At 68.0% G+C, this 8,642-nt stretch carries 6 protein-coding genes; 5 read left to right on the top strand and 1 reads right to left on the bottom strand.

The window, feature by feature from the left end; all coding sequences use genetic code 11:
- The first annotated feature begins 3 nt into the window (after positions 1-3).
- Together EHS43_RS29565 and EHS43_RS29560 are read left to right on the top strand one after the other, a co-directional pair.
- A complete protein-coding gene (locus EHS43_RS29565; RefSeq protein ID WP_125193782.1) occupies positions 4-963 on the top strand; it encodes an alpha/beta hydrolase in 960 nt (319 codons plus the stop codon).
- Positions 964-1,396: 433 nt separating this feature from the next.
- Positions 1,397-2,308: a GIY-YIG nuclease family protein gene (locus EHS43_RS29560; protein WP_125193781.1), complete on the top strand. Its 912-nt coding sequence runs from the start codon at positions 1,397-1,399 to the stop codon at positions 2,306-2,308.
- 158 nt (positions 2,309-2,466) lie between these two features.
- Here the strand turns inward: EHS43_RS29560 and EHS43_RS29555 are convergent, their stop codons facing one another.
- Positions 2,467-4,410: an alpha-L-fucosidase gene (locus tag EHS43_RS29555; protein ID WP_125193780.1), complete on the bottom strand. Its 1,944-nt coding sequence runs from the start codon at positions 4,408-4,410 to the stop codon at positions 2,467-2,469.
- Positions 4,411-4,865: 455 nt separating this feature from the next.
- Between EHS43_RS29555 and EHS43_RS29550 the strand changes: the two genes are divergently transcribed.
- From EHS43_RS29550 to EHS43_RS29540, 3 genes are read left to right on the top strand one after another with little or no spacing between them, the layout of a single operon-like run.
- The gene (locus EHS43_RS29550; protein WP_125193779.1) at positions 4,866-5,930 is read left to right on the top strand and encodes a sugar ABC transporter substrate-binding protein; all 1,065 of its coding nucleotides are present in this window, start codon (positions 4,866-4,868) and stop codon (positions 5,928-5,930) included.
- Positions 5,931-5,977: 47 nt separating this feature from the next.
- A complete protein-coding gene (locus EHS43_RS29545) occupies positions 5,978-7,543 on the top strand; it encodes a sugar ABC transporter ATP-binding protein (protein ID WP_125193778.1) in 1,566 nt (521 codons plus the stop codon).
- Complete coding sequence (locus EHS43_RS29540; RefSeq protein ID WP_125193777.1) at positions 7,536-8,573, top strand: ABC transporter permease; 1,038 nt, start codon at positions 7,536-7,538, stop codon at positions 8,571-8,573. The genes EHS43_RS29545 and EHS43_RS29540 overlap by 8 nt, the downstream gene beginning before the upstream one ends.
- Positions 8,574-8,642 lie beyond the last annotated feature (69 nt).

The raw sequence follows: 8,642 nt of genomic DNA, 5'->3' as shown, positions 1-8,642 counted from the left end.
ACCATGACTATGGCACGCCCCGCCCTGGACCCCGAACTGCGTGAGCTCCTGGCCGACATGCCCCTCATGTCTCAGCTCAACCCTGAAGTCCTCGCTCACCTGCGCCAACTCCCCTCGTCCTCCATCGACTCCCTCCTCGAACACCGACAGGTCGACCGGCGCGAGGTCACCGTGCCCGCCAAGGACGGCACCCCGATCCCCCTGTCTGTCCTCAGCCCCGCGAACACCGATCGCACCACCGCCGCACCCTGCATCTACTGGATCCACGGCGGCGGGATGGTCATGGGCGACCGCTTCTCCCAGATCGACATCCCGCTGGAGTGGCTCGACCAGTTCGGCGCGGTCGTGGTCTCCGTGGACTACCGGCTCGCGCCGGAGGCCACGGGCACCGTCCTGGTCGACGACTGCTACCAGGGGCTGCTCTGGATCGCTGAACACGCCGCCGACCTGGGCATCGACCCCGCCCGGATCATCGTCGCGGGCGCCAGCGCGGGAGGCGGCCTCGCCGCCGGCGTCACCCTGCTGGCCCGCGACCGCGGCGGCCCGGCGATCTTCGGGCAGATGCTGATCTGCCCGATGCTCGACCACCGCAACGCCACCACCTCCAGCCGCCAGTACTCCGGCGTGCCCGGCGTCTGGACCGGTGAGATGAACGCGTTCGGATGGGCCTCGGTCCTCGGCCACCTCGCCGACGCCGAGGTATCCGCATACGTCTCGCCGGCGCTGGCCGAGGATCTTTCGAGTCTGCCGACCACCTACATCGACAGCGGCTCCGCAGAGGTCTTCCGTGACGAGGGCACCGACTACGCCGCGCGCATCTGGGGGGTGGGCGGTCAGGCCGAACTCCACGTCTGGGCGGGCGGCTTCCACGGTTTCGACGCCCTGTATCCGCAGGCACGCATCTCAGCCACAGCCCGCCGAACCCGCACCGACTGGCTCGCTCGGCTTCTGCCCCGGAACTGAGCCGCACAGCGCCTCTGGAATCATCACCCACACACGGAATCCGCGCTCAGGGCTTACAGATCGCCAGACCGGCGCGCGCTCCGCTCACTCCCCTCAGGAAATCTGCGAACCTGCGCGGATACGGCCTGACGGCGTAGAGGATCCGCCGTCAGGAGCAGGGGGCCACGGCATGCCGAGCCCCAACTGACCGCGCCCGTAACGCCGGTGCCGCGGCCCAGGTCCGTCCCTGCCGTCAGGCTCCGGGAGGAACTCGTCACGTTCGGCGCCCGCAACGTGCGGTCAACCGGATGGTGAAACTTCCAGGTCGCCTCGCACAGGCCGCCGTCACCCGCCACGCCCGCTGAACTATGATCTGCCTTTCGCTCGAACCTGCCCGGCACCCGTCGCGCCTCCCCACGCGCGGGCGCTGCGGCCCGCACATCACGGGGGTTTGATGACCACTCAGCGACGTGGTGCCAGCATCCGCATCTTCCTCATTGACGGAACCCCCCAGGGGATGCGGTTGACGGAGCGCATCGGCTGGACCGGCTGCTGCCTGAGTTTCTCGCGCTCCGACTACGACCGCGCCCGCCATCGCGCGGAACTGCAGCGATCCGGTGTCTATGTACTGGTCGGCGCGGATCCGCAGGGTGCGCGGCCGGTCAAGATCTATGTCGGTGAAGGTGAGGAGATACGGACCCGTCTCGATGCGCACGTCCGGGAGAAGGACTTCTGGTCCAGCGCATTCGTGCTGTCGACGAAGGACGACTCCCTGAACAAGGCTCATATCCGCTACCTGGAAGCGCGCTTGATAGCCATGGCGCACGCGGCACAGATCGCGACCGTGGACAATGCGACCAATCCTGCCGCTCTGGGCCGGCTGTCCGAACCCGAGACCGCGGACATGGAGTCCTATCTCGACGAGGCGCTGACTCTCCTTCCGCTTCTGGGGGTCACGGCTTTCGAGATCTACGACGAGCCCGAGATCTCGGCGGCGGAGGTGACGAGCGACGACAAGGCGCAGATCGCCGGCACCCGCTACCGGCTGAAGACCCAGCAGACCGAGGCCGAGGGATACAGCGACTCACGGGGGTTCGCGGTCCTTGCGGGTGCGCTGGCACGCAGGGAGGCCAAGGTCATGGTCGGCGGTTACCAGAGGATCCGCGAGGAACTCATCGCCGACGGCATCCTGGTGCCCGAGAACGACCAGCAGTACCGACTGACCAGGACCTACATCTTCGACAGCCCTTCAAGTGCCGCCAGCGTCCTGGCCGGCGGCAGCAAGAACGGCCGAACGGAATGGAAGGACGACCACGGCCGAACCATCAAGGACAACGAGGAAGCCACCGCCTCGTCGCCTGCCTGACCGGAAGGACCGTCTGCTTCTGATCCGGTCAGGCCAACCACCGTGCTGGGAAGCGGACTTCGCGGTCCAGGCGCCCGTCGGCCTCGCCACACGCCTGTGCGTGTATCAGCCGGCTTCCCTGGGCCCGGGCCCTGGTACCGCGGCCGTCGTCAGGACCGTCAGACAGGCATGATCTGCCACTGCTGCCGTGCCAGTGATGTGTACGGCTGTTGCTCGATGTTGGCGCCGTCGGCCGTACTTCCCTCGTCGACGGCCAGGCAGAGGCCGCTGTAGCGGTTGATGAGGAAGTAGTAGCCGTCACCGATGGGTGTGACGGCCCACTGCTGCTGGGGGGCTGCTGCGTCCGACCAGATGCCGACGTTGCCGCCGTCGTCGCGGGAGAGGCCGGCGACCTCCAGGAGCTTGCCACCGGCCACACCGTTGATCTCGCAGTAGCCGTCGCCCGTGTTGGTGAAGGTCCACTTCTGGTTCACCGCGTTGAGCCACGGCCACTGAAGGACGTTGGTGCCGTTGGCGGTCCCCCCGCGTTCCACGTCGGCGACCTTGCCGCTGTTGCGGTTGACCAGCCGGTACGGGGTGCTGTTGCCGGGCAGCGTGGCGGACACCAGGGTCGGCCTGGCCGTCCTGCCGCCGATCCGGACACCGGAGATGTTGGCATAGCCCCCGGTCGCGGAGTCGGCCCGGATGCGCACGAAGCCCACGTTCCGGGCAGGCCATTCGGCCACCTTCGTCGCCCTGCCGCTGCTCCAGGAGCCGGTGGCGACCTGCGTGAAGTTCGTGCCGTCGGTACTGGTGGAGATGGTGTACGAGGTGATGTCGCCGTCGGTGGTGTCGTTGCGGTTCCACTGCTTGGGCAGGTACTCCAGGGTGGAGACGTTGCTCCACACCCCGCCCAGGTCGATCGTGATCGAGTGCGGCAGGGCCGAGGACAGCCCCCACGTCGACCAGCACGTCTCGTAACCCCGGTCGCTCAGGCCGTCGATCGCGTTGAGCGGGCCCTCCCCCGTGTGGAAGCCCGTCGCGTACGCGCTGACGGGCGTCACGGGGTGCTCGGCGCGCGGCATCTGGGGCGGCAGTGGGGGCCTGGAGGTGTCGGGGTTCCAGGCCGCCCCGACCTCGGCGAGCCGGTTCACGATGTTCGTGTCCAGCCGGCCGTCGCGGTTGGGCGGGCAGTTGAGGATGAACGACGTGTACTTCGGCTCCAGGTCCGCCAGATGGGACAGGATCGCGTCCTTGCTCATCAGGGACTCGGTCGGCGTGGACGGATGCCAGAACCACCCGTTGCTGATCGTCTGCCCCTGTGTCGCCGCGTAGGTGTTCCCGGTCGGCGCGGTGACGCCCAGCGGTTCCTCGAAGTAGATGGCGTCACCGAGGAATGGCACCGACAACGCGCCGTGATCGATCATGACAATGTCCGGCTGAAGTGACTTCACGTGCTCCCGGATCCGCTGGTAGGACAGGGCCTGCTGCCCCATCTGCCAGGCGTATCCGTCGGTGACGAACAGGTCGATGGTGCCGTAGTTGGTGAGCAGCTCGGTGATCTGCCCCAGGATGAAGGTCATGTCGCCGGGCTGAACGGCGTCGGTGATCTCGAGACCGGACACCTGGTGCCGGCTCTCCCATGCCTCGACGCCGAAGGTGCGGTCCCAGATCGAGTAGTAGAGCCCGACCCTGAGCCCCTTGGCCCGGAAGGCGTCGCAGTACGCCTTCACGACGTCGTGCCGGTACGAGCTGTGGGCGACGTTCTGGGTGCCGTAGGCGCTCGGCCACAGCGCGAAGCCGTCGTGGTGCTTGGTCGTCAGGATGCCGTAGCTCATCTTCGCCGCTGCCGCCGCGGCGGCCCACTGGGCGCAGTCCACGGCTGTGGGGGCGAACAGCGTGGGGTTCTGGTTGGGGGCGGCCCACTCCTCGTTGGTGAACGTCCCCAGGTTGAAGTGGTTGAACATGCCGAACCGCATGTCCACGAGCTTGCTGAGACTGGTCTGCGCGTCCGCGGCGGCCGCCTGGGTCAGCAGCGGCGGAAAAGCGGGAAGGGCGGCGGTGGTCGCCGCGGCTCCCGCCGCACCCAGCAGCGCGCGACGGGACAGTCTTGCTGACGACATGGACGACTCCCGGAGTTGTCGCGGGTGGCTCCGGCCCCGCTCGATCTGGGCCCAGGGCGCCGGATGTTACGAATGAAGGTCATGGATGTGACGGTCCCCTGTCAACAGTTGAGGGGATGAAAGTGTGCTGTCGGGAAGATCGAATGCCCGCTTGATGCGTTAAATAGCGATTTATCCCGCACAGACATGGCATGTTTCTGCGCCGATCGATCCCATGAATCACCACACGGGACAGTCGGCAGCCGGAAGTCGAGCAGCGGCATTGATGGGATTAATCCCGGCAGGGTGCCACCTCGCAGCCCCCTCCACCAGCGGAACTGCGGCACCTTTCCCGCACATCTAGACAACACCCGCCGACGCCATCTATACATACATCCCATCTCTCCGATGTGGCGGCACGCAGCGGTCGCCCCGCCCCTCTCTCCCGCTTCCGGGACCAGCGCGAGGAAGAACCGATGAGACTCAGAACCGCCCTGTGCTCCACCGTGGCAGCCCTGTCCGCCCTGACGCTTCTCAGTGCCTGCGGCAACGGCTCCAGCAGCTCGGCCTCCTCGGACGGAAAGCCGCTCGTGGGTGTGGACTACCCGCGATCCGACACCGACTTCTGGAACTCGTACATCAAGTACACCCCCCAGTACGCCAAGGAGCTGGGCCTCGACCTCAAGACGACCAACTCGCAGAACGACGTCGCCAAGCTGACCGCCAACGCGCAGACGTTCATCAGCCAGGGCGTCAAGGGCCTCGCGATGGCCCCGCAGGACACCGCCGCCATCGCGCCGACCCTGGCCCAGCTGGAAGCGAAGAAGATCCCGGTCGTCACCGTCGACACCCGCCCCGACACCGGCAAGGTCTACATGGTCGTACGTGCCGACAACCGGGCCTACGGCGAGAAGGCCTGCCAGTACCTGGGCACCAAGCTCGGCGGCAAGGGCAAGGTCGTCATGCTCCAGGGCGACCTCTCCTCCATCAACGGCCGCGACCGTACCGAGGCGTTCAACGACTGCATGAAGAAGAACTACCCCGGTATCAAAGTGTTCGGCGAGGCCACCAACTGGGACGGCGCGGTCGCCGCCCAGAAACTCCAGACGGACCTCACCGCGAACCCGGACATCAAGGGCGTCTACATGCAGTCCAGTTTCGCGCTGTCCGGCACGCTCCAGGTCCTCAAGCAGAAGGGCCTGCTGGTCGCCCCGGACGACAAGAAGCACGTCTTCGTCGTCTCCAACGACGGCATCCCCGAGGAACTCAAGGACATCGCCGCCGGCAAGATCGACGCCACCGTGTCCCAGCCCGCCGACCTGTACGCCAAGTACGCGCTGTACTACCTCAAGGCGGCGATCGACGGGAAGACGTTCAAGCCCGGCAAGACGGACCACGACAGCACCATCATCCAGGTCCGCGACGGCCTGCTGGAGGACCAGCTCTCCGCCCCGCTCGTGACGGCAGACGGCGGCACCTACGGCGACGCCTCCAGCGTCAAGAGCGACGACCCCTCCCTGTGGGGCAACAACCTCGGCTGACCAGCCCTCCAGAGCACCCAACGGCTAACCATCACAAGGCGGTTGAGATGAGCGACGGGGAGCGTACCGGCACCCCCGCGCCCGCACCGGCGGACGACGGGCGGGCCCCCGCGGCCCCGCCCGTGGTCGAGGCGACGGGCATAGTCAAGCGATTCGGTCCGACGGTGGCCCTGGGCGGCGTACGGATCACCATCAAGCCCGGTGAGACACACGCGCTCGTCGGCCGCAACGGGGCCGGCAAGTCCACCCTGGTCTCGGTCCTGACCGGACTGCACGCCCCCGACGAGGGAACCGTCACCTTCGACGGCACCCCCGCACCACGGCTCGGCGACCGCGACGCCTGGCGCCGACGCGTGGCCTGCGTCTACCAGAAGTCGACGATCATCCCCACGCTGACCGTGGCGGAGAACCTCTTCCTGAACCGGCACGACCACGGCCGCAGCAGGCTCATCAGCTGGCAGGGCGTGCGCCGCCGGGCACAGGAGCTCCTGTCGACGTGGGGCGTGAACGTCGACCCGCAGACGTCGGCCGGTGAACTGGACGTGGAACAGCGGCAGTTCGTCGAGATCGCCCGCGCGCTGTCGTTCGGCGCCCGGTTCATCATCCTCGACGAGCCCACCGCACAGCTCGACGCGGCGGCGATCCACCGGCTCTTCGACCGGATCAGGGATCTCCAACGACAGGGCGTGACCTTCCTGTTCATCAGCCACCACCTCCAGGAGGTCTACGAGATCTGCGACATGGTGACGGTCTTCCGTGACGCCCGGCACATCGTGACCGCGCCGGTCGCCCAGCTGCCCCGTACCGAACTGGTCGCCGCGATGACCGGCGAGGCGGCGGCCGACCGGCGGGACCAGCGTGCCGGCAGCGTGGACCACGCCACCGCACCCGCACTCACCGTCAACGCCCTCGGCAGCGACGACACCTACACGGACGTGTCCTTCCGGATCAGCGCCGGGGAGATCGTCGGCCTCGCGGGAGCCGCCGCCAGCGGTCGCACCGAGGTCGCCGAGACCGTCGTGGGCCTGCGGGCCGCCGCGACCGGCGAAGTGGAGATCGCCGGCAGGAGGCCGCGGCCTGGCAGTGTGCCCGCCGCACTCACCGCCGGAGCCGGGTTCGTCCCCCAGGACCGCCACCACCAGGGCTTCGTGCCCGACATGTCGATCGCCGACAACGCCACCCTGTCCGTGCCCAAGCGACTCGGCAGGAACGGCTGGCTCGACCGCGGGCGACGGGACGAGCTGGCCAAGGGCATGATCGAGCACCTGGCCATCAAGACGCCCGGCCCGGACCTGCCCGTCTCCGCCCTCTCCGGCGGCAACCAGCAGAAGGTCGTCATGGCCCGCGCCCTGGCCGACGACCCCCGGCTGCTGGTCCTGATCAACCCGACCGCAGGCGTGGACGTGCGCTCCAAGGAGTTCCTCCTCGGCAAGGTCGAGGAGACCGCCGACTCCGGTACCGGCGTACTCATCGCTTCCGACGAACTCGACGACCTGCGCATGTGCGACCGGGTCCTGGTGATGTTCCAGGGCCGTATCACGACCGAGATGGCCCGCGGCTGGCACGACCACGACCTCGTGGCCGCGATGGAAGGAGTGGACCTCAATGCCTGAAACCGCCGTCGCGGACACCGTCGCCCAGGCCACGGAACCCGAACGCGGGCGGATCGCGCTGCTCGGCGGCCGGATCCCCCTGGCCCGGCTGCGCGACCTCGCGCTCGTCCCCGCGATCATCGCCATCGCGATCGTCGGACAGATCGTCAACCCGGTCTTCCTCCAGACCGACAACCTCATCAACGTCCTGCAGACGATGTCCGAGATGGCCTTGCTGGTCCTCGCCCAGACGATGATCCTCATCGTCAAGAAGATGGACCTCTCGCTGGAGTCCACCATGGGCCTGGCGCCCGGTGTCGCGGCCTGGCTGACCATCGGCAGCGCCGGGCACGGACTGGGCCTGCTGCCCGGCGCCTGGTCGGTCCCGATCACCCTCGCCGTCGGAGCGCTCATCGGCGTGATCAACGCGGTGCTGATCATCCGCTTCGGGCTCAACGGCTTCATCGTCACCCTCGGCATGCTGATCGTGCTGCGCGGCATCCTCACCGGCATCTCCGGCGGCCAGACCTTCTTCCAACTGCCGCAGTCGATGCTCTACCTCGGCACCGCCCAATGGGCCGGGATGCCCGCCTCGATCTGGATCTGCCTGGCGCTGTTCGCCGTCGCCATCGTCGTGCTCGGCTGGACCAGCTTCGGACGCTCCCTGTACGCCATCGGCGGCAACGTCGACGCGGCGAAGGCGGCCGGCATCCGCACCGACCGCGTGCTGTGGACCGTCATCGTCACCGGCAGCGTGCTCGCCGCCCTCGCCGGGCTGCTGCTGTCGGGACGTCTGGCCTCGGTGGCCTCCGCGCAGGGCAACGGATACATCTTCACCGTCTTCGCCGCCGCCGTGATCGGCGGGATCAGCCTCAACGGCGGCAAGGGCACCATGTTCGGCGCCTTCAGCGGCATCCTTCTGCTGTTCATGATCCAGAACGTGCTCACCCTGGCCGGTGTCCCCGCCCAGTGGATCGGCGCGCTCAACGGCCTGATCATCCTGGTCGCGCTGACCATCTCCCGCATCACCGGCGGCAAGGTCCAGGACTGACCCCGCCGCCCCGCCGGCCGCCCGCTTCCCACCGCGTTCACGTTTCGCCGCGAGGGGCCTCTTCCCCCT

Origin of the sequence: Streptomyces sp. RP5T, assembly GCF_003933965.1 — a bacterium.
Taxonomy (GTDB): Bacteria; Actinomycetota; Actinomycetes; order Streptomycetales; family Streptomycetaceae; genus Streptomyces.
This window is presented reverse-complemented; position numbering and strand designations above follow the sequence as displayed.